The organism is Mesorhizobium sp. CO1-1-7 (assembly GCF_020164885.1).
Taxonomy (GTDB): domain Bacteria; phylum Pseudomonadota; class Alphaproteobacteria; order Rhizobiales; family Rhizobiaceae; genus Mesorhizobium; species Mesorhizobium australicum.
The window spans coordinates 398,416-417,542 of record NZ_JAIUHA010000001.1 but is presented as its reverse complement, the minus strand read 5'-3'; the positions used below and the strand labels follow the sequence as shown (position 1 = coordinate 417,542).

Genomic DNA, 19,127 nt, shown 5'->3' with positions numbered 1-19,127 from the left:
ATGAGCGCGATTGAAAACGAAGGCGGGCGCGGCAGCGCCCGCGCCGTAGCCCTTGCATCTTCGCTTGGCCGATTCCTGGTCATTGCGGTGACGACCTATCTTGGTCTTCTCGCGGTCACCTTCTTCATTGGCCGTGTCATCCCGATCGACCCGGTGCTGGCCGTTCTCGGCGACCGGGCACCCGCCAATGTCGTGGAGCGCACGCGCCGCGAGATGGGCCTCGACCTGCCGTTGATCGAGCAGTTCTACATCTATGTGAAACATGCGCTGAGCGGCGATTTCGGCACCTCGGTGCTGACCACCAACCCTGTCATGACCGATATCCGCCGCGCCCTTCCGGCAACCACGGAACTGGCGACATTCGGGACACTGATCGGCGCGCTGTTCGGTGTGCCGCTCGGGGTGCTGGCCGCGGTCAAACGCGGCAGCTTCGTCGATCAGGTCGTGCGCATCATCGGCCTGATCGGCTATTCCGTACCTATCTTCTGGCTGGGTCTGCTGGCCCTGGTGCTGTTCTACGCGAAGCTGCAATGGGTGGCCTTCCCTGCACGGCTCGACGTCGTCTACGAATACACTTTCACGCCGATCACCGGTTTCTACCTGCTCGACTCCGCGATGCAGGGACAGTGGGACGTCTTTTACGACGCCTTCCGTCACATCATCCTGCCGGCCTCGCTGCTCGGCTATTTCTCGCTGGCCTATATCAGCCGCATGACGCGCTCGTTCATGCTCAACGAACTCGCCCAGGAATATGTCGTCGCCGCGCGCGCCAAGGGCCTGTCGGAAACCCGCATCATCTGGGGCCACGCGCTGCGCAATGCCGCCGTGCCGATGGTGACCCTGATCGCGTTGTCCTATGCCGGGCTGCTCGAGGGCTCGGTGCTGACCGAGACCGTCTTCTCCTGGCCGGGCATCGGCCTCTACATCACCAACTCGCTGCAGAACGCCGACATGAACGCCGTTCTCGGCGGTACCATCGTCATCGGCTCGGTGTTCATCGCCATCAATCTTCTGTCCGACCTGCTCTACCGTGTGCTCGACCCGAGGACGAAGACAGGATGAGTAGAGGTATTGCACTTTCGGGCTTGGCTGCCGCTAGTCACCCCCACTCCGGCCCTTCGGGCCACCTCTCCCCCTGCCCGGGGGAGAGGAAAACGCGGTCGCAGGCTTGGCGCCTTTCCTCTCCCCCGTCGAACGGGGGAGAGGTGGTCTGCGAAGCAGACCGGAGTGGGGGTCGACAGCTTAAAGAGGCATCGTCATGACCGCCTCCGACGCCCGCACCTTCTCCCGTCGCGAATGGTTGCTGTCGGAGCGGCCGGCATCGCGCTTGCAGGCAAGGCTCGGCCGCGCCTATGTCGCGTGGCGGCGCTTTTCCGCCAACCGGCTGGCCTTTGTCGGCCTGCTGATCATCATCGCGCTGCTGCTCGTCGCCGTCCTTGCCGGTATGCTGGCGCCGTATTCGCCGACCTTCGGTGACCTGAAGAACGCGCGGCTGCTGGCGCCGAGTGCGCAGCACTGGTTCGGCACCGACGACCTCGGCCGCGACATCTATTCGCGCATCCTCTACGGCTCCCGCTGGACGCTTTATGTCGTCGTCCTGGTCGCCATCATCGCCGCTCCCATCGGTCTCCTGGTCGGCACCGTCGCCGGCTATGCCGGCGGCTGGACCGATGCCATACTGATGCGCATCACCGACATCTTCCTTGCCTTCCCCAAGCTGGTGCTGGCGCTGGCCTTCGTCGCCGCCCTTGGCCCCGGCATCGAGAACGCCGTGCTGGCGATCGCCATCACCTCCTGGCCGCCCTATGCGCGCATCGCCCGCGCCGAGACGCTCACCGTGCGCAACTCGGACTACATCAAGGCCGTGCAATTGATGGGCGCCTCGCCTTTCCGTATCGTGCTTCGCCACATCATGCCATTGTGCATCTCCTCGCTGATCGTCCGCGTGACGCTCGACATGGCGGGCATCATCCTGACGGCCGCGGGCCTCGGCTTCCTCGGCCTTGGCGCGCAGCCGCCGCTGCCGGAATGGGGCACCATGATCGCTTCGGGTCGCCGCTTCATCCTCGACCAATGGTGGGTGGCTGGTGCGCCGGGCTTCGCCATCCTCATCGTCAGCCTCGGCTTCAACCTGCTTGGCGACGGCCTGCGCGACGCACTCGATCCCCGCAGCGGTGACCAATGAGTGGCCCCCCTGATCAGCAGCGATCCAAGAGCACGCTTCTCGACGTCGAGGATCTGCGCGTCACCTTTCCGACCCGCACCGGCATGATCGAGGCGGTGCGCGGCGTTTCCTTTTCGCTTGGCCGCGAACGCCTCGGCATCGTCGGCGAGTCCGGTTCCGGCAAGTCGCAGACGGGCCGCGCCATCATGGGCCTGACACCGCCGCAGGCCCGGATATCGGCCAATAGATTGACTTTCGACGGCATCGACCTGCTCGGCATCTCGCCGCGCCAACGCCGGGCGCTGCGGGGCAACCGCATCGCCATGATCCTGCAGGACCCGAAATATTCGCTCGATCCGGTGATGAGCATCGGCCGCCAGATCGTCGAGACGCTGCGCACCCACGAAAAGGTCGGCAAGGCCGAGGCGCGCGAGCGCGCGCTGGCCATGCTCGAGGCGGTGCAGATCCGCGATCCCAAACGCGTCTTCGACCTGCATCCGCACGAAGTGTCGGGCGGCATGGGCCAGCGCGCCATGATCGCCATGATGCTGATCGCCGGACCGGAAATGATGATCGCCGACGAGCCGACCTCGGCGCTCGACGTCACGGTGCAGCTCGACGTGCTCGGCATCCTCGACAGGCTGGTCGCGGAGCGCGGCATGGGGCTGATCTTCATTTCGCACGATCTGCGCCTGGTCTCGTCCTTCTGCGACCGCGTCATCGTCATGTATGCCGGCAAGGTCGTCGAGCAGCTCAAGGCGTCGGAATTGAGTCAGGCCCAGCATCCCTACACGCGGGGGCTGCTCAACTGCATGCCAAAAATCGGCGCCGACCGTCACCCGCTGCCGGTGCTCGACCGCAAGCCGGAGTGGGCGGCATGACTTCTGCGATTGCCGTCGACAGGCTGGAGGTGATCTTCGACCGCTTCCGCGCGCTGAAGGGCGTCAGCCTCGACGTGCAGCAGGGCGAATCCTTCGGCCTGGTCGGCGAATCCGGCTCGGGCAAATCGACATTGCTGCGGGCCATAGCCGGCCTCGCGCCGGTCGCCTCGGGCAGCATCACAGTCAATGGCAAGACGCTCGGCGCGCGCCGCGACAAGGCCTTTTACCGCGAAGTGCAGATGGTCTTTCAGGATCCTTACGGCTCGCTGCACCCGCGCCAGACCGTCGACCGCCTGCTGCAGGAGCCGCTCGCCATCCATGGTTTTGCCGATGGCGAAAAGCGGATCGAACGCGCGCTCGACGAGGTCGGCCTCGGCAACGGCTTTCGTTTCCGTTACGCGCACCAGCTTTCCGGCGGTCAACGCCAGCGCGTGGCGATCGCGCGCGCGCTTATCCTCGAGCCCTCGATCCTGCTGCTCGACGAGCCGACCTCGGCCCTCGACGCCTCGGTGCAGGCGGAAGTCCTCAACCTGCTGGAGGAAGTCCGCCGGCGGCGCAAGCTGACCTTCCTGATGGTCAGCCACGACCTCGCCATCATCACCCATATGTGCGAGCGGCTGATGGTGATGCAGGGCGGCGAGGCGGTGGAGAATCTGGTGGCCAACGATCTCGTCGAGCGCCGTGTGACGAAGGATTATACGCGCAACCTGTTGCGGGCCAGTGACGGGTTTGTGAGGACGGCTCCGAAGCAGATCTGACGATAGTTCTCCGCGTCACGCCAGGGAGCTCGACCTCGCCTTAAGTTTCCGCAACGGCGGCGAGGTCTACTTCGCCGCCCTGTTCCCGCTTCGGCTCCTTGATCCTGAACCACGTCACATAAAGCGCCGGCAGGAACAAGAGCGTGATCGCGGTACCCGCTATGATGCCGCCCATCATCGCATACGCCATCGGCCCCCAGAACACTTCGCGCGCGATCGGGATGAGCGCCAGGCTGGCCGCGGCCGCCGTCAGCGCGATCGGCCGCATGCGGTGCTCCGTTGCCTCGATGACCGCGGCCCAGCGATCCCTGCCCTCGGCGACAAGGTCCTCGATCTGCACGATCAGGATGACCGAGTTGCGGATCAGGATGCCGATCAGCGCCAAGACGCCGAGAATGGCGACGAAGCCGAGCGGCGCTCCGCTCGGCACCAGGGCCGCGACCACGCCGATCAGCCCGAGTGGCGCCACCGCCACCACCAGGAACAGGCGCTGGAAGCTCTGCAACTGCACCATCAGGATGGTCGCCATGACGAACAGCATCAGCGGCACCACGGCCGCGATAGGCCCCTGGCTCTTGGCGCTTTCCTCGACGGAGCCGGCGGTCTCGACCGAATAGCCGGCCGGCAGCTTGGCGATAAAGGCGTCGACCGACGGTTTCAACTCGTTGACGACGGTCGCCGGCAGCACGTCGCCGACCAAGCCGGCGCGCACGGTGATGGTCGGGATGCGGTCGCGTCGCCACACGGTGGGCTGCTCCAGATCGTAGCGAAAATTGGCCACCGCGGCGAGTGGGATCGCCTCGCCATTTCCGGTCGGCAATTGGATGTTTTGCAGCGTCTCGATCGAGCCGCGTTCGGCCTCGCGCGAGCGAGCCACGACGTTGATCAGGTACGTCGCGTCACGCACCTGCGTGATCGTCGCGCCGCCCACCGTGCTGTTCAGTGTGCTGGCGATGTCGGACGAGGTGATGCCGAGTTGGCGCGCCTTGTCCTGCAGCACGTCGACCCTCAGCACACGCTGCGGTTCGTTCCAGTCGAAAGTCGGCGCCGCGAGTTTCGGATTGACCGAGATCACGCCGGCGAATTGCTGCGCCAGTTCTCGCACCGTCTGGATGTCGGGGCCGCCGACGCGGTACTGCACAGGCCGCCCGACCGGCGGTCCGAGTTCAAGCGGCTTGACGAAAGCGTCGGTGCCGACAAACTCCGCGCGCAGCAGCTTCTCCAGCGCCGGCTTCACCCGGTTGCGCGCCTCGATGCTCTTGGTGACGATCACCGTCTGGCCGAAATAGGGATTGGCCGGCTGCACGTCATAGGCCAGCACGAAGCGCACGGCGCCCTGACCGATATAGGACGAAAAATGATCGATGTCGGGATTGCCAACCAGCGCCCGCTGTTCGAAGCGCTCCATCTGGTCGCGCGTCTCGGTAATCGAGGAGTTCTGTGGCAGGTTCCAATCGACGATCAGCTCCGGCCGGTCGGAAGGTGGGAAGAACTGCTGCTGCACCAGGCCGAAGCCGGCGATCGAGGCGGCGAACAGAAGCATGGTCACGATGATCGTCAGCCAGTGATGGCGCACCGAGCCGACAAGGACGCGCCGGAACAGCGACGTGAAGCGTCCTGGCTGGTCATGATGCTTGGTCTTCATCGTCGCCGGCAGGATGGTCACGCCGAGCAGCGGCGCGAACAGCACCGCCACGATCCATGACACCAGCAGCGACACCGCAATGACAACGAACAAGGTGAAGGTGTATTCGCCGGCAGCACTCGAGTTGAGCCCGATCGGGATGAAGCCCGCGACCGTCACCAACGTGCCGGTCAGCATCGGGAAGGCGGTCGAGGTGTAGACATAGGTCGCCGCCTTGCGCAGGCTGTCGCCGACCTCCAGCCGCGCCACCATCATTTCGACCGCGATCATCGCGTCGTCGACCAGCAGCCCGAGCGCGATGATCAGAGCGCCGAGCGAAATGCGCTGCAGCGATATCCCCAGATACTCCATGACCGTGAAGGTGATGGCCAGCACCAGCGGGATCGACAGCGCCACCACGAAGCCGGCGCGCATGCCAAGGCTGATGAACGAGACGGCAAGCACGATCGCCACCGCCTCGAACAGCGCACGCGTGAACCCTGAGACCGCCTCCTCGACGATGACGGGCTGGTCGGCTACCAGATGCACGCCGACGCCGACCGGCAGGTCGGCCAGCACCTTGTTCATCTCCTCATGAAGCGCCTCGCCGAATTTGAGCAGATTGGCGTTGGGCTTCATGCCGATGGCAAGCCCGATCGCGTTCTGGCCGTTGAAGCGGAACAAGGCCGTCGGCGGGTCGGCATAACCGCGCGTGATCGTCGCCACGTCGCTAAGCCGGAAGAACCGATCGTTGACGCGCAGGTTGATCGCGCGCAGGCTCTCCTCGGAGGTGAACTGGCCGCCGACGCGCACGCTGATGCGCTCCGGCCCGGACTGAATGACGCCGGACGGGGTGATCGCATTCTGGGCCTGCAGGCTGGCGACGATTTGCTGCTGGTTGAGGCCAAGCGCCGCTATCTGGCGCGTCGAGAATTCGAGATAGATGGCCTCGTCCTGCGCGCCGACCAGATCGACCTTGCCGGCATTGGGCACGGTCAGGATCTTGGTCCTGACATCCTCCACATAGTCGCGCAACTGGCGTGGCGTCAGCCCGTCTGATGTGAAGGCATAGATGTTGCCGTAGACATCGCCGAAGCGGTCGTTGAAGAACGGTCCCTGCACGCCTTGCGGAAACTGCGCCTTGATGTCGTTGACCATGTTGCGCACCTGAAGCCAGTTCGGCACGACGTCGCGTGCCTTGGTGGTGTCCTTCAGGTTGACGAAGATGACGGTCTGGCCGGCGGTGGTGACGGATCTGGTGAAGTCGAGGCTGTCGAGTTCCTCGAGCTTTTTCTCGATACGATCGGTCACCTGCTGCACCGTCTCCTTGACCGAGGCACCCGGCCAGTTAGCCTGGATGATCATGGTCTTGATGGTGAAGTTGGGGTCTTCCTCGCGGCCGAGATTGAGATAGGAAAATACGCCGGCCACCACGAAGACCAGCATGAAATACCAGACCAGCGAGCGGTGGTTGAGCGCCCAGTCGGAGAGGTTGAAGCCCTTCATGAGGCCCCTCCCGCGGGCACTTTGACCTTCTGGCCGTCGACGAGGCTGTGAACGCCGGCGGTGACGACGCGCATGCCGGCCTCGAGCCCGTCCGCCACGGTGAAGGTGCCTCCAGACTTCGAAGCGACCTTGATATCGCGCGCGCTCACGCTCGATGTCTTTGGATCGACGATCCACACTTTTTCAGAACCGTTTTTTTCGAGCAGCGCCGAGATGGGCAGTTCGATCGTTGGTACGACCTTGGTCATCCGGGTCGCGGTTACCGTCGAACCGAGCCTGAAGGCTTGCGGCGGATTGGTGAGCGTCAGCTTGACGCGCCGGGTGCGGGTCGAGCCCTCGGACTGGGGCGCGATCTCGCGCAGCTTGGCCTCTGTCTGGATTGTCGGCAGCGACTGCAAGATGACCTGGAAGGGCGTGCCGGCCGAGAGATCGCTGGTCAACTGGTCGGGAATATCGACGACCGCTTCACGCGGGTCCGAGCGTGCCACGGTGACGACCGTCTGGCCCGGCGAGACGGTTTGGCCGACCTCCGCTCCGACGGCGGTGACGACGCCGTCGAAATCCGAGAACAGCCTGGCGTAGCCGAGCTGCTCCTGGGACTTGGCCAGCGAAGCCTTGGCCCGCTCGACGCTGGCTTCCGCGGCTTTGCGTGCCTGCTGCGCGGCATCGAAGACGGACTGCGACGTATTGGCCGAGGTGAGCAACTGGCGCTGGCGCTCCTCGCTGGCGGCGGCATTGGCGAACTGCGCCTGCGCATTGGAGAGTTCGGCCCTGGCCGCCTGGACGGCCAGCTCCAGCGCGGTCGGATCGAGAGCCGCGATGGTCGTGCCCTTGCTGACGATGTCGCCGACCTTGACGTCGCGCGAGACGACGCGACCGAGCAGTCGGAAGGCAAGATCGGCACTGACCTGCGGTTCGACCGAGCCGGCGAAACCGAAGATCTGGGTGGTGCGCGGCTCGACCACGACCGACAGCACCGGCCGCACGATCTCCGGCGGCTTTTCCTCCGATTTCGAACAGGCTGCGAGCGTGCCAAGCGCGGCAAGGCCAAGCAGGAGCCGCTTCATTGCGCCGCTCCCGATATTTCGACTGTCTGGCCGGGGCTGAGCAATTGCCCGCCTGATGTAACGACGCTCTGGCCTTCGTTAAGTCCCTTGGCAATGACGACGGTACCCGAATCGAACGCCAGCACCTCGACCGGCGTCGTCGCGACTGCCTTGGTCGCGGGATCGACGATCCAGACCGCCGGCTTGCCGGCGCTGGATGTCAGGGCTTGCCAAGGCAACAGGATCGCCTTCGCCGGCTTGGCGCCGACCGAGCCGATGACGGACGCCCCCAGCGGCATGCCGGCGGGCGTCTCGGGAATGGCTACCTTGACCCTTATCGAGCCCGAGGCCGGGTCGACCGCCGGCGAGATCTCGCGCACCTTGCCCGTTGCTCTGACCTGGGGATCGTATAACAGCGTGATCGTTACCGCCGGCGAGGCCGGCGTCCTGGCGACCAGCGTCTCTTGCACATTGAACACGGCGTCGCGATCGCCGTCCTCGGCAATGGTGAAGACGGTCTGCGCCGCCTGCACAACCTGGCCGGCTTCGACCTGGCGGGCGGTGATCACGCCGGCGGCGCCGGCCTTGAGTTCGGTGAAAGACATGTTCTGCCGGGCGTTGGCGAGCGCGCTCTGCGCAGCATCGACGCTGCCTTGCGCCACCTTCAGTGCCTGGTCGGCCGCGTCATAATCGCGCCTGGTGGTGAAACCCTGGGCAAGCAGCGTCTTTTGCCGCTCGAAAGTGGCCGCGGCCTGGGTCAGTTGCGCCTGCGCGGCATCGAGATCGGCCTGCGCCGAGCGCAGATCGAATTCCTGCTCCTGCGGATCGATGCGGGCAAGCACTGTCCCCTGATCGACATGCTGGCCGACATCGACAAGTCGCTCGGCGACGCGTCCGCCAACCCGGAACGAAAGATTGTTCAGCGTGCGCGCCGCGATCACCCCGGTCAGCGAGGTTCTCGGCGCATAGTCGGCCATCGCCACCGTTTCGGTGCGCACCATGACCGGCAGCTTCTTTTCCGCCGCCGCTTGCTTTTGGCAAGCAGCGAGCAGCGCCAGGGCCGTGCAGGCGAGAATTGAAGCGGCTGGAAAAGACAAAAGGCTGGGAGTTTTGGCGGATGGCGGCGAGACGGACGATGTCACGTTCCTGCTCATGGCTCCCCTCGGCCGCGCGCGGGTCGCTGATCGCGGTCCCTCGCGGAAACTCAGGAGGATAGTCGATCCCGGAAAAAAGGAAACCGGTCTCGTAGGCGTATCGCCGGACTGGTTAAGTCAGGCCCAATCGACCCGGCGATGGTGCCGGCTTGAGGAAAACCTGAAATAAGCCCAGAAGGGAACTCAACGGCATCAAACAGAACGGGCGCCGGCCCGGTGAGGGATATGATGAAGAACTCCGCCATTTCCGAACGCAAGAACCAGTCGATCTCGCGCGGCGTCGGCATGACCACGCAAATCTACGCCGACCGGGCCGAGAATTCGGAGATCTGGGATGTCGAGGGCCGCCGCTATATCGACTTCTCCTCGGGCATAGCCGTCGTCAACACCGGCCATCGCCATCCCAGGGTAATCGAGGCGGTCAAGGCGCAACTCGACCGCTTCACCCACACCTGCCACCAGGTCGTGCCGTATGAGAGCTATGTGCGGCTGGCCGAACGGCTGAACGCCATGCTGCCCGGCAGGTTCGAGAAGAAGACGATCTTCGTCACCACCGGCGCCGAGGCGGTGGAGAATGCCATCAAGATCGCTCGCAACGCCACCGGCCGCCAAGCCGTCATCGCCTTCGGCGGCGGCTTCCACGGCCGCACCTTCATGGGCATGGCACTGACCGGCAAGGTCGTGCCCTACAAGGTTGGCTTCGGTGCCATGCCGGGCGACGTCTACCACGTGCCGTTCCCCGTGCAACTGCATGGCGTCTCGGTCGCCGATTCGCTGGCGGCACTCGACAAGCTGTTCAAGGCGGATGTCGATCCGGCCCGCGTCGCAGCGATCATCATCGAGCCGGTTCAGGGCGAGGGCGGCTTCTACGACGCGCCGCGTGAACTCCTGACAGCGCTGCGCAAGCTCTGCGACCAGCACGGCATGCTGCTCATCGCGGACGAAGTGCAGACCGGCTTTGCCCGCACCGGCAGGATGTTCGCCATGGACCATCACGAGGTGGCGGCCGACATCACCACCATGGCCAAGAGCCTGGCCGGCGGCTTTCCGCTGTCGGCGGTCACCGGCCGCGCCGAGATCATGGATGCGCCCAGCCCCGGCGGGCTCGGCGGCACCTATGGCGGCAGCCCGATCGGCGTCGCCGCGGCACACGCCGTCCTGGATGTCATCGAGGACGAAAAGCTCTGCGACCGCGCCAACACGCTGGGTGCGCGGCTGAAGCAGCGTCTGCAGTCGATCCGTGACGACTTGCCCGAGATCGTCGACATCAGGGGTCTGGGCTTCATGAACGCGGTCGAGTTCAACGACGTCAAAAAAGGCCTGCCGTCGGCCGAGATCGCCAACGCGATCCGGCTGAAGGCGCTCGACAAGGGTCTGATCCTGTTGACCTGCGGCGTCTACGGCAACGTCATCCGCTTCCTGGCGCCGATCACCATCCAGGACGAGGTCATGAACGAAGCGCTCGACATTCTGGAAAGCTCGATCCGCGAAGTCTGCGCCGCCTGATCGACAAGGACGAGCGTTCCGATTCACATGTCTTTGGGCATCTTTTCTTCCTCGAAGATGCCCTCAATATCGCGCGCGCCGTGCAAAATGCGCTCGACGCGCACGTCGTTGCCCTGGGCGGTGTAGAAAATTATATATTTTTGGAACGCGACGGACCGCAGATCAGGCCAAAGCTCGGAACGAGGTGCGCCTCCGCGTGGCGCATTCTCTATGCGGCCACATCGTCCGCGAAGCGCCGCTATAAAACGGTGAGCGGCGGGCGGATTTCAGCATGGATGTAATCGCCGATCTCCTCGATGTCCTGCACCGCGGCAGGCGCAAAACTGAGGGCCATTACTTGTGGGTTCCACCGCTGTATTTTTTCTCCAGCCGGTCAAAAACGCTGTTGGCCTGAATGCCCGGTCCGCTTTCTACACCCTTGCGGATGTCCTCACGCAGTGCCGCAAGTTTCGTTTGTCGCTGCTCCTCGCGTTCCTCCAAGAGGCGCAGGCTATCACGCACAACTTCGCTGGCGCTGGCATAGCGGCCGCTTTCAACCAGTTCGCGCACGAACGTTTCGTAGCGAGGTCCGATGCTGTAGCTCGCAGGCACGGGGACGGCCTTCCATTTTATCCGAGATTATCAATTTATGATAAGCTCATTGATTTTTTTGGCAAGATCCCGGCCTGCTTTAGCCCGTAACCCGGGCAGGCTCGTCCTGGTGAAATTGTGCCAATGCCGCCTTCAGCCCTTCGGGGCCCGTGGCGACCGTCTGCGGTGTCGGCGAGAAGCCGGCGCCGAGCATCTTGCGGCCAAGCATGTGGTCGCCGGGGCGGTTGACGGATTCGATGCCGAGCAGCCGGTCTCCCGCATAGTGGTAGATCGAGAATTTGTTGTCGGGCAGGTCACCGAGCACGACATGGCTGTCGCCGCCTGATGTCAGCCCGACCATCTGCAATTTCATGTCGCCGATGTCGGACCAGAACCATGGCACCGCCGAATAGGCGTCGGCGTGGCCTGTTATGGTGCGCGCGGCGAGCCGCGCCTGGTCGGTGGCGTTTTGCACCGATTCCAGCCGCACGTCGCCGCCGGTGAACCAGTGCCTGTACGAGGCGGCGTCGCCGATGGCGAGGATATCCGGTACCGAGCTGCGCATCTGGTGATCGACGCGGATGCCGTTGGCGATGGTGAGGCCGGCTTCCTGCGCCAGTTCGACATTCGGCACGGCACCGATGCCCACCACGACCATGCGCGCCGGCAGCCTTTCGCCTGAGGTGGTGATCGCGGCGGTGACATGGCCGTCTTCGCCTTCGAGCCTTGCAATCGAGGTGCCGGTCAGGATGCGCACGCCTGTCGCTTCCAGCCTTTGCCGGACATGGCTGGCCACCACCGGCGCCACGGCGCGGCCAAGCAGCCGGTCGACCGCCTCGACAACGGTGACGGTGCGGCCCGCCGCCCGAAGCGTCGCGGCGATTTCCAGTCCGATGAAGCCGCCGCCGAGAATAACGACATCTTCGCTGTGCGCGCTCAAGTCCCGGATCAGCCGGGCATCGGCCAGCGAGCGCAGCGACACCACGCCGAACAGCTCCGCGCCGGGTAATGGCAAGGCACGCGGGCGCGATCCGGTCGCCAGGATCAGATGGTCGAAGGCAAGTGCGCCACCGCCAGCAATGTCGAGACTGCCGCGGCCGGCATCGATGCGCTCGATCCGGATGCCCGGCCGGTAATCGATGGCGCTGCCGGTGTAGAAGGCTTCGCCGCGCAAGGGCTGCGGTTTGGCCGTGGCATCCTTGATGAAGGTCTTCGACAGCGGCGGCTTGTGATAGGGCAGTTCATTCTCGTCGCCCACCAGAATCACCGGCCCATCATAGCCATCCTCGCGCAGACTGGCGGCCGCCTGCACGCCCGCATGACCCGCACCGACAATGACCACGCCGTTCTTCATCGCATTCCGATCCCGATTCGATCCTAGGACGTCTCGCCAAGCGGCAAGTGTCTGGCACCGCCGCAAGAGAATGTCTGCGGGTCGCACCCGGGATGGCGACTGTCAATCGTACAGTTCGGCCGCAAAGCCGGTGCAGCGAAACGCGTAAAGTTGACAGTTGTAGTTTAGAATAATTCTAAACTATTGTTCCGATTGGGTTTTTCAGCAATTTCCGTTGACTCCATCGAACTCGAAGTTTTAAGGAAGCTTGCGCATTGGCGCATCCCTTTGATGTCTGGGCCTTGAACCCGTTCGATTGGAGGCATTTTGGTGTCTTTCTTCCCTGAGCCGCGCGGCAGCGCGGCATATCTTGCGGCCGGTGGCATGCACACGGCCTGGTGCCGGTTGCCGCGCGCGCCGTTTGCGGAATTCCCGAGAAACTGGAGAGCGATGATGACGGCACGATATGGCGGCAGGCTTGTGGCGATCGGCGCCACGGCGCTGCTGACGGCGGCGGTGTTCGTGCTGCCCGCAAAGGCGCAAACCGATGCGAAGGCGGTGATCGAGACCTATTCCGACATCGCGCTTGCCAAGTACGAGGATTCGCTGACCACGGCGCGGGCGCTGGACAAGGCGGTCGACGCGCTGCTGGCCAACCCGTCGGCGGAAACGCTCAATGCCGCCCGCGACGCCTGGAAGGCGGCGCGCGTGCCCTACCAGCAGACCGAGGTCTATCGCTTCGGCAACAAGGTCGTCGACGACTGGGAGGGCGAGGTGAATTCCTGGCCGCTGGACGAAGGCCTGATCGACTATGTCGCCAAGAGCTACGGCACGGAATCGGACGCGAATTCGCTCTACACCGCCAATGTGATCGCCAACAAGGAGATCGAGATCAACGGCAAGAAGATCGACGCCGCGAAGCTTTCGCCGGAATTCCTCTCCGGTACGCTGCAGCAAGCCGGCGGTATCGAGGCCAACGTCGCTACCGGCTATCACGCCATCGAGTTCCTGCTCTGGGGCCAGGATCTGCATGGCACCGGTCCAGGCGCCGGCGAGCGTCCCTATACGGATTACGACCTCAAGAACTGCACCGGCGGCAATTGCGACCGCCGCGCACAGTACCTGAAATCGGCAACTGACCTTCTGGTCTCCGACCTGCAGAAGATGGTCAACGACTGGAAGGAAGACGGCGCCGCGCGCAAGAACCTCGTCGATGGCGAGCCGAACACCGCGATCTCGATCATCTTCACCGGCATGGGCTCGCTCTCCTACGGCGAACTGGCCGGCGAGCGCATGAAGCTCGGCCTGCTGCTGCACGATCCCGAAGAGGAGCATGACTGCTTCTCCGACAACACCTACAATTCTCATCTCTATGATGCAGTCGGCATTCGCGCCGCCTATCACGCCAGCTACACAAGGCTGGATGGTACCGTCGTTTCGGGTCCCTCGGTGCACGACATGGTCAAGGCAGCGGATCCGGCAATCGACAAGGAACTGTCCGACAAGCTCGATGTTTCGGTCGCCAAGATGGAAGCCATCAAGGCACGGGCATTGGCCGGCGAGGCCTATGACCAGCAGATCGCCGAGGGCAATACGGCGGGCAATGCCACCGTGCAGGCGGCAATCGACGCATTGATCGACCAGACCAAGTCGATCGAACGCGCCGTCGGCGCCTTGAAGCTGAACAACATCGCCTTCGAAGGCTCCGACAGTCTCGACGCGCCCGACAAGGTGTTCAAGTAAGCCCCCAGCCAAACGGCGCATCGGAGCGCCGTCAGCCAGAGCGACGAAATGCTGATCTGCCATTGCAACATCATCACCGAGAAGGAGATCGAGCAGACGATCATCGGCCTGCTGGATCAGGATCCCTGGCAGCTCATCGTGCCGGCAAAGGTCTATCACGCCATGCACAAACGGGGTCGCTGTTGCGGCTGCTTCCCAAATGTGGTCGAAACGATCATTCGGGTCACCGAGAACTACCACGCCCGCTCGCAGGCAAGCGGCGTGGACATCGTTTCACATCTGGATCGCGTCAGAGGCCTGCGCGTCCAATACGGGAGCAGGACCCATGAAAGGCGAACCACAGATCATCGAGCGGCTTAACGAGGCTCTTTTTCTGGAGCTCGGCGCCGTCAACCAGTATTGGGTGCATTTCCGCCTGCTCGAGGATTGGGGATACGCCAAGCTGGCCAAGAAGGAGCGGGCGGAATCGATCGAGGAGATGCACCACGCCGACAAGCTCGTCGCCCGCATCATCTTCCTTGAAGGCCATCCCAACCTGCAGTCCGTGGCGCCGCTGCGCATCGGCCAGAACGTCAAGGAAGTGCTCGAATCCGACTTGGCCGGTGAATATGACGCGCGCACTGCCTATAAGCGCTCGCGCGAAATCTGCGAGGAAGCGGGCGACTACGTGACGATGAAACTGTTCGAGGAACTGCTCGCCGACGAGGAAAGCCATATCGACTTCCTCGAGACGCAGCTCGACCTGCTGGCCTCGATCGGTGAGGAAAAGTACGGCCAGCTCAACGCTGCACCGGCGGACGAGGTGGACTAAGGATATGCGGGAATGCGGCGCCTCTTAGACTTCCTGCGCCGCTTGCGGCAGGCCAAGGGTCCGCCGCGCCTCCGGAAAACGCCAGCCATATCGGCTGGAAGGCACGGCATTATTCTGATGCTGGCGCTGACCACTTCTGCCATCGCCGGCGACCTTCTACCTGCCGGTCTCGCCACCACGCGCACCGACCTCAATGCCAAGGATCAGGCGCGCGTCACCGCCATTACCAGGCCGACCACGGATTTCTCCAAGCCCGAGCCTTTCGAACTGATGCAAGGTGGCGCCGGCACCTCGCGGAAGGAGGTCAGCCGTGATTCCTTCTCGCAATCTTCGGCCAACATCAGCTTCGAGGAAGAAGGCACCTTCAAGCTCGGCAATGCGCTTTTCCGCAAGAACTGGGTCTCGTCGCCGTCCTCGACGCAGGCATCGGATGGGCTCGGACCCTTGTTCAACGAACGCGCCTGCCAGAACTGCCATCTGAAGGATGGCCGTGGACGGCCGCCGCAAGCCGATGTTGGCACCACCTCGATGTTCCTGCGGTTGGCGCGCGATGCCAGCAGCGCGGAAGAGAAGGCGGCGCTCGCCGACCATAGGCTGCTCAACCTTCCAGACCCGGTCTATGGCACGCAGTTGCAGGAACTGGCCGTGCCTGGTCTCAAGGGTGAGGGCAGGATGCGTGTCGACTATCGGGAACGGAAGGTGGAACTGCCGGACGGTGCCGTGGTTTTTCTGCGCGAACCCGCCTATACGATCGATGATCTCGGCTACGGGCCGCTCGATCCGCGCACCACGCTGTCGCCGCGCCTGACGCCGCCGATGATCGGCCTCGGCCTGATCGAACAGATCGCGCCGGCCGACATTCTGGCCCATGCCGACGCCGGCGACAGGGATGGCGATGGTATTTTCGGCAAGCCCAACATCGTGCGTGACGGCCTGAGCGGCGAGCTGACGCTTGGCCGTTTCGGCTGGAAGGCGCAGACGGCCTCGATCCGCCAGCAAGCGGCGGATGCCTTTGCCGGCGATATCGGCATCTCGACGCCGGAGGCGCCGAAACACTGGGGCGATTGCACCGCCGCGCAGGAAAAGTGCCTCGCCATGCCCAACGGCGTGCAGGCGCGCCTCGGCCCGGTCGAGGCGCCGGCGCCGGTGATGGATCTCGTCACCTTCTATTCGCGCAACCTGGCGGTGCCGGCGCGACGCGACCTCGCCTCGCCTGAGGTGCTCGCCGGCAAGAAGGTCTTTTATGAAATCGGCTGCGTTGCCTGTCACACGTCGAAATTCGTTACCCGTCGCGATGCACCTGACAAGCCGCAGGCGTTCCAGTTGATCTGGCCTTATTCCGATTTCCTGCTGCACGACATGGGGCCGGATCTTGCCGACGGCCAGGCCGTGGGCGATGCGACCGGCAATGAGTGGCGCACGCCGCCGCTATGGGGCATCGGCCTCACCGAAATGGTCAACGGCAATTCCTTCTATCTGCACGATGGTCGTGCGCGCACTTTGGTCGAGGCCATCCTGTGGCATGGCGGCGAGGCGCAGAAGGCGCGCGACCGCTTTGCCGCCACCAGCGCCACCGAGCGCGATGCATTGGTCAAATTCCTGGGGTCACTTTGATGGCGAAGCGTTTCGCGCTGGTTCTCGTTCTTCCGCTGGTTCTGCTGGGCGCCTTGCCCGCATCGGCCGCGGTGAAAGCCTCTGATGTCATCCAGCGCGCGATCGACGGCTTTGTCCGCCCGGCATATGAGGACCTGCACCAGCATGCGGAAGCCCTGACCAAAGCCATGCACAAGCTTTGCGAGGCGCCCTCGCAAGCGGACCTTGAAGCGGCGCGAGCCGCGTTCTCGGCTACCGTCTACGCCTGGTCATCGGCCGAGATCATCGGTTTCGGGCCGATCAAGGAGAACAACAGGCTGGAGCGCATGCTGTTCTGGCCGGATCGCAAGAGCATCGGCCTGAAACAGGTGCAGGCGGCGTTGTCGGACAAGGATCCCGCTGCCACCGATCCTGTCCAGCTTGCCGGCAAGAGCGTTGCCATGCAGGGGCTCGGGGCGCTGGAATTCGTGCTCTACGGCGACGGCGCCGACGCCTTGACGGGCAAGGCTGAATCCTATCGCTGCGCTTACGGGGCGGCTGTCGCCGGCAACATCGAAACCATCGCCGCGGACGTCAGCGCGGCCTGGGACAAACCAGATGGATTCGCGGCACTGTGGGCCAATCCGGGGCCGCAAAACACGCTCTATCGCGATGGTAACGAGGCGGTGACCGAACTGGTCGGCGTCTTGATCAACGAACTGGAAATGGTCCGCGATGTGCGCCTGAAGGGTTTTCTGGGCGCCAAGCCCGAGGCCGACAAGCCAAAACAGGCGATCTACTGGCGTTCGCAGAACACCGGCAACGCGCTGGCCGGAAATCTGGCCGGCATCGATGCGCTGTTCCAGGTGTCGAAGCTCGGCAACGCGCTGCCGCCGGATGCGCGCTGGATGGCAGAGTCGATCCACATCCAGCTGCTCAACGGCGTTGCGACCGCCAAGGCCGTCCAGGGTCCGATCGACAAGGCGCTCGCCGATCCGGCGCTGCGCGAAAAACTCGAGCATCTCGCCCTGATCACCTCCAGCCTGTCGACCCTGATCGGCACCAGGCTGACCGCCGAATTCGGCCTGACCGCCGGCTTCTCGTCGCTGGATGGAGACTGAGCGTGACCTTGAGATTGGCCGAAACGCCCATAGCTTCGTCATCCTTGGGTCTCCGCGACGGAGCTACGCTCCTGCTCCGCCCAAGGATGACGAAGTTCCGGAGGCTTCGGCCAACTTCCAATGTCTGCGATGAGTCATTCGAAGAATCGGCAGGTGCCAAGCGTCAGTTCCGATCCCTAAAAATTACCATGTCTTGGAGCCGGCCAGTGCAGGGGAGGGCCATGTCTTGAAAACGCCTCTCATCGACCGCCGCGATTTCTTGAGGGCCGCCGGCATTGGCTTTGCCGCCGCCGTGACGCCCTCGGCCTGGGCAAATACGCTCGCGGCGGATGCCGTGTTCGCCACCGCCTTCGTCAAGCGCGACGGCAGTTTTGGTGCCGCCGTCCTGTCCGAGGCCGGCAAGGTGCTGCATACGGTTGACCTGCCCGATCGCGGTCATGACGTCACCTTCGATCCGATCTCGAAGCGTTCGGTGGTTTTCGCCCGCCAGCCCGGCACCTTCGCCGTCGTATTCGATCACGCCGGGCGCGACGCCCCGCGGACCATCGCCAGCATCGCAGGCCGGCACTTCTTCGGTCATGGTGTCTTTTCGCCCGACGGCGCTCTGCTCTACGCCACCGAGAACGACTTCGACAACGCCGCTGGCGTGGTCGGCGTCTATGACGCGCGGGCGAAATTCAATCGCATCGGCGAATTCCCGACCTACGGCATGGGCCCGCACGAACTTCTTCTGCTGGGCGACGGCAAGACGATCGCGGTCGCCAATGGCGGCATCGAGACCCATCCAGACTATGGACGCGCCGAGCTCAACATTGCCACCATGAAGCCTTCCTATGTGCTGGTCGACCGCGTCACCGGCGACCTGATCGAAAAGCATGAACTGCCGGCCGCTCTCCACCAATTGTCGATCCGCCACATGGATATCGACCAGACCGGCACCGTCTGGTTCGGCTGCCAATACAGGGGCTCCGGCACCGATCGTCCGCTTCTGGTCGGTCGCGCCGCGCGGGGTAAGGAGTTGGCATTGCTCGACATGCCGCGGGATGTGCTGTCCGGTTTCCGCAACTATATCGGCTCGGTCGCCGCCAATCCTGGTGCCGGCACCGTCGCCGTCTCCTCGCCGGAAGGCAATTCGCTTGTCGTGATCGATGCGGGCAGCGGCCGGATCGTCTCCTCCAGCGCGCTGGTCGAGGTCTGCGGCGTGGCGCCCGACGGGGCAGGGTTCATGGCCACCACGGGCGCCGGCGAGATCATCGAGGGCGGTGGTGCCACGCGGACGGAGCCGGACTATGTCTGGGACAACCACATGCTGCGCATAGGGCCGGCGGCATAAGCTCT

The 19,127-nt window shown here is 64.0% G+C and carries 18 protein-coding genes; 12 read left to right on the top strand and 6 right to left on the bottom strand.

The features are described 5' to 3' along the window. The 4 genes from LB516_RS01885 (at nucleotide 1) to LB516_RS01870 (ending at nucleotide 3,803) form a co-directional block, all read left to right on the top strand. Nucleotides 1–1,062, top strand: a complete 1,062-nt coding sequence (locus tag LB516_RS01885; protein WP_224718814.1) for an ABC transporter permease — start codon at nucleotides 1–3, stop codon at nucleotides 1,060–1,062. A 196-nt stretch (nucleotides 1,063–1,258) separates the two neighbouring features. Further along, nucleotides 1,259–2,185: a nickel transporter permease gene (nikC, locus tag LB516_RS01880; RefSeq protein WP_015314038.1), complete on the top strand. Its 927-nt coding sequence runs from the start codon at nucleotides 1,259–1,261 to the stop codon at nucleotides 2,183–2,185. After that, nucleotides 2,182–3,045, top strand: coding sequence for an ABC transporter ATP-binding protein (locus tag LB516_RS01875; protein ID WP_140614795.1), 864 nt, complete (start codon nucleotides 2,182–2,184; stop codon nucleotides 3,043–3,045). The genes nikC and LB516_RS01875 overlap by 4 nt, the downstream gene beginning before the upstream one ends. After that, nucleotides 3,042–3,803 (top strand): ABC transporter ATP-binding protein, encoded by a 762-nt coding sequence (locus LB516_RS01870; RefSeq protein WP_140787105.1) that lies wholly within the window; start codon nucleotides 3,042–3,044, stop codon nucleotides 3,801–3,803. Before LB516_RS01875 ends, LB516_RS01870 begins: the two co-directional genes overlap by 4 nt. A 40-nt stretch (nucleotides 3,804–3,843) precedes the next feature. Here LB516_RS01870 and LB516_RS01865 read toward each other — a convergent pair whose 3' ends face one another. From LB516_RS01865 to LB516_RS01855, 3 genes are read right to left on the bottom strand one after another with little or no spacing between them, the layout of a single operon-like run. Further along, nucleotides 3,844–6,933 (bottom strand): efflux RND transporter permease subunit, encoded by a 3,090-nt coding sequence (locus tag LB516_RS01865; protein ID WP_224718813.1) that lies wholly within the window; start codon nucleotides 6,931–6,933, stop codon nucleotides 3,844–3,846. Further along, complete coding sequence (locus tag LB516_RS01860; RefSeq protein WP_140660632.1) at nucleotides 6,930–8,000, bottom strand: efflux RND transporter periplasmic adaptor subunit; 1,071 nt, start codon at nucleotides 7,998–8,000, stop codon at nucleotides 6,930–6,932. Before LB516_RS01860 ends, LB516_RS01865 begins: the two co-directional genes overlap by 4 nt. Then, a complete protein-coding gene (locus tag LB516_RS01855) occupies nucleotides 7,997–9,076 on the bottom strand; it encodes an efflux RND transporter periplasmic adaptor subunit (protein ID WP_411969377.1) in 1,080 nt (359 codons plus the stop codon). The genes LB516_RS01860 and LB516_RS01855 overlap by 4 nt, the downstream gene beginning before the upstream one ends. Between LB516_RS01855 and LB516_RS01850 the strand changes: the two genes are divergently transcribed. Next, nucleotides 8,979–9,302: a hypothetical protein gene (locus LB516_RS01850; RefSeq protein WP_224718811.1), complete on the top strand. Its 324-nt coding sequence runs from the start codon at nucleotides 8,979–8,981 to the stop codon at nucleotides 9,300–9,302. The two genes, LB516_RS01855 and LB516_RS01850, sit on opposite strands and share 98 nt — an antisense overlap. A gap of 59 nt (nucleotides 9,303–9,361) precedes the next feature. Continuing rightward, nucleotides 9,362–10,639 carry a 4-aminobutyrate--2-oxoglutarate transaminase gene (locus tag LB516_RS01845; protein ID WP_224718928.1) on the top strand — a complete coding sequence of 426 codons (1,278 nt, stop codon included), beginning with the start codon at nucleotides 9,362–9,364 and terminating at the stop codon, nucleotides 10,637–10,639. A 23-nt stretch (nucleotides 10,640–10,662) separates the two neighbouring features. Here LB516_RS01845 and LB516_RS01840 read toward each other — a convergent pair whose 3' ends face one another. From LB516_RS01840 to LB516_RS01830, 3 genes are all read right to left on the bottom strand, one after another. Beyond that, nucleotides 10,663–10,851, bottom strand: a complete 189-nt coding sequence (locus tag LB516_RS01840; RefSeq protein ID WP_318011805.1) for a type II toxin-antitoxin system RelE/ParE family toxin — start codon at nucleotides 10,849–10,851, stop codon at nucleotides 10,663–10,665. A 121-nt stretch (nucleotides 10,852–10,972) separates the two neighbouring features. After that, on the bottom strand, nucleotides 10,973–11,230 hold the full coding sequence (locus tag LB516_RS01835; RefSeq protein WP_140787113.1) for a type II toxin-antitoxin system ParD family antitoxin: 258 nt from the start codon (nucleotides 11,228–11,230) through the stop codon (nucleotides 10,973–10,975). A 79-nt stretch (nucleotides 11,231–11,309) separates the two neighbouring features. Further along, the gene (locus LB516_RS01830; RefSeq protein WP_224718810.1) at nucleotides 11,310–12,563 is read right to left on the bottom strand and encodes an NAD(P)/FAD-dependent oxidoreductase; all 1,254 of its coding nucleotides are present in this window, start codon (nucleotides 12,561–12,563) and stop codon (nucleotides 11,310–11,312) included. Nucleotides 12,564–12,995: 432 nt separating this feature from the next. On the opposite strand from LB516_RS01830, the gene LB516_RS01825 reads away from it, so the two are divergent. The 6 genes from LB516_RS01825 to LB516_RS01800 all read left to right on the top strand — a co-directional run bounded on the left by LB516_RS01825 (nucleotide 12,996) and on the right by LB516_RS01800 (nucleotide 19,122). Then, entirely contained in the window at nucleotides 12,996–14,285 is a 1,290-nt protein-coding gene (locus tag LB516_RS01825) for an imelysin family protein (RefSeq protein WP_224718809.1), read from the top strand. A gap of 48 nt (nucleotides 14,286–14,333) precedes the next feature. Further along, on the top strand, nucleotides 14,334–14,645 hold the full coding sequence (locus tag LB516_RS01820; protein WP_140614790.1) for a (2Fe-2S)-binding protein: 312 nt from the start codon (nucleotides 14,334–14,336) through the stop codon (nucleotides 14,643–14,645). Next, nucleotides 14,611–15,096, top strand: a complete 486-nt coding sequence (gene bfr, locus LB516_RS01815; RefSeq protein ID WP_224718808.1) for a bacterioferritin — start codon at nucleotides 14,611–14,613, stop codon at nucleotides 15,094–15,096. The genes LB516_RS01820 and bfr overlap by 35 nt, the downstream gene beginning before the upstream one ends. Nucleotides 15,097–15,108: 12 nt before the next feature. Beyond that, nucleotides 15,109–16,710 (top strand): di-heme oxidoredictase family protein, encoded by a 1,602-nt coding sequence (locus tag LB516_RS01810; protein ID WP_224718807.1) that lies wholly within the window; start codon nucleotides 15,109–15,111, stop codon nucleotides 16,708–16,710. Next, nucleotides 16,710–17,789: an imelysin family protein gene (locus LB516_RS01805; protein WP_224718806.1), complete on the top strand. Its 1,080-nt coding sequence runs from the start codon at nucleotides 16,710–16,712 to the stop codon at nucleotides 17,787–17,789. Before LB516_RS01810 ends, LB516_RS01805 begins: the two co-directional genes overlap by 1 nt. Nucleotides 17,790–18,015: 226 nt before the next feature. After that, nucleotides 18,016–19,122: a DUF1513 domain-containing protein gene (locus LB516_RS01800; RefSeq protein WP_224718805.1), complete on the top strand. Its 1,107-nt coding sequence runs from the start codon at nucleotides 18,016–18,018 to the stop codon at nucleotides 19,120–19,122. The last annotated feature ends 5 nt before the right edge of the window (nucleotides 19,123–19,127 follow it).

Excerpts from the sequence above, each read along its gene's own strand:
- LB516_RS01885 (WP_224718814.1), top strand. The coding sequence starts at position 1 with ATGAGCGCGATTGAAAACGAAGGCGGGCGCGGCAGCGCCCGCGCCGTA.
- nikC (WP_015314038.1), top strand. The coding sequence starts at position 1,259 with ATGACCGCCTCCGACGCCCGCACCTTCTCCCGTCGCGAATGGTTGCTG.
- LB516_RS01875 (WP_140614795.1), top strand. The coding sequence starts at position 2,182 with ATGAGTGGCCCCCCTGATCAGCAGCGATCCAAGAGCACGCTTCTCGAC.
- LB516_RS01870 (WP_140787105.1), top strand. The coding sequence starts at position 3,042 with ATGACTTCTGCGATTGCCGTCGACAGGCTGGAGGTGATCTTCGACCGC.
- LB516_RS01865 (WP_224718813.1), bottom strand. The coding sequence starts at position 6,933 with ATGAAGGGCTTCAACCTCTCCGACTGGGCGCTCAACCACCGCTCGCTG.
- LB516_RS01860 (WP_140660632.1), bottom strand. The coding sequence starts at position 8,000 with ATGAAGCGGCTCCTGCTTGGCCTTGCCGCGCTTGGCACGCTCGCAGCC.
- LB516_RS01850 (WP_224718811.1), top strand. The coding sequence starts at position 8,979 with ATGACCGGCAGCTTCTTTTCCGCCGCCGCTTGCTTTTGGCAAGCAGCG.
- LB516_RS01845 (WP_224718928.1), top strand. The coding sequence starts at position 9,362 with ATGAAGAACTCCGCCATTTCCGAACGCAAGAACCAGTCGATCTCGCGC.
- LB516_RS01830 (WP_224718810.1), bottom strand. The coding sequence starts at position 12,563 with ATGAAGAACGGCGTGGTCATTGTCGGTGCGGGTCATGCGGGCGTGCAG.
- LB516_RS01825 (WP_224718809.1), top strand. The coding sequence starts at position 12,996 with ATGACGGCACGATATGGCGGCAGGCTTGTGGCGATCGGCGCCACGGCG.
- LB516_RS01820 (WP_140614790.1), top strand. The coding sequence starts at position 14,334 with ATGCTGATCTGCCATTGCAACATCATCACCGAGAAGGAGATCGAGCAG.
- bfr (WP_224718808.1), top strand. The coding sequence starts at position 14,611 with ATGAAAGGCGAACCACAGATCATCGAGCGGCTTAACGAGGCTCTTTTT.
- LB516_RS01810 (WP_224718807.1), top strand. The coding sequence starts at position 15,109 with ATGCGGCGCCTCTTAGACTTCCTGCGCCGCTTGCGGCAGGCCAAGGGT.
- LB516_RS01805 (WP_224718806.1), top strand. The coding sequence starts at position 16,710 with ATGGCGAAGCGTTTCGCGCTGGTTCTCGTTCTTCCGCTGGTTCTGCTG.